This is a genomic window from Thermogutta sp. (genome assembly GCF_039793925.1).
Taxonomy (GTDB): domain Bacteria; phylum Planctomycetota; class Planctomycetia; order Pirellulales; family Thermoguttaceae; genus Thermogutta.
On sequence record NZ_JBAMME010000161.1, the window covers coordinates 1 to 748 of the forward strand.

The following is a 748-nucleotide window of genomic DNA, read 5'->3' on the forward strand; positions in this document are numbered from 1 at the left end:
CGAAGATTATGAGAACTACCGTAATAATGTAGGTCATGGGCTACTTCCTGTCTCAGGCTGGTTTGCTCTTATCCAAGTGCTTGAACAGTTTTCCGGGCAGAAGCAGACTTGTAATAGCATCGTAATTGCTGGGGGCGATCCGCACATTGTCGTACCCCTTGGAACGTAGGTACATATACGCCATGGTTGATCTTGTCCCAGCGGAGCAAAACGCGCCAATGGTCTTGTCACGTGGAATTTCGTTGAGGCGCGCCGGGATTTCGTCCATCGGAATCCACAGCACCCTGATGTGGTGCTCCAATCTGAGCTGAATAGATTCCACTTCCGGGGCAGATCTTACATCCAGGAAGATCGCATCCTTCGTCGCAAGGAGTTCTTCCATCTCGATTTTGTGTTTGCCGCTTCCGAAAAACTCAAATGACATGCTTTGCATGACTTTCTCTACTTCATCCATTTCGTTGTCCTCGCTTTCCATTGAATCCGCTCGTGAACTTGTTTCTAGAAGTACAGGTCCCGCTCGCCCGCCTTAATCCGTTCGATCCTGTCCTTAACGGCAGTCCGTCTGTCCTCTGTTGGTATCTCGTCCAGCATCGACCTCACGAGCCGGTTTCCAGTCCCTCGCGTCCCATCCGATGCGTAGTCTTCCAGGTATTCCTGGAATGTGAGTATCGCGTTAGGCAGGCAGTACTGCTGTATCAAGCCGGGCTTGGCGAGGTCCATGAAGTCGTGTCCGGTCCTGCCAAGTCTG

1 protein-coding gene and 1 pseudogene are annotated in these 748 nt (G+C 51.6%); both read right to left on the minus strand.

The features are described from left to right. Positions 1-52 precede the first annotated feature (52 nt). Positions 53-475: a rhodanese-like domain-containing protein gene (locus tag ABJK56_RS06285; protein WP_347243812.1), complete on the minus strand. Its 423-nt coding sequence runs from the start codon at positions 473-475 to the stop codon at positions 53-55. A gap of 23 nt (positions 476-498) precedes the next feature. Then, positions 499-748: pseudogene (locus tag ABJK56_RS06290) on the minus strand ([FeFe] hydrogenase H-cluster radical SAM maturase HydG); the annotation flags it as partial.

Coding starts and splice junctions, on each gene's coding strand:
- ABJK56_RS06285 (WP_347243812.1), bottom strand. CDS start 475: ATGGAAAGCGAGGACAACGAAATGGATGAAGTAGAGAAAGTCATGCAA.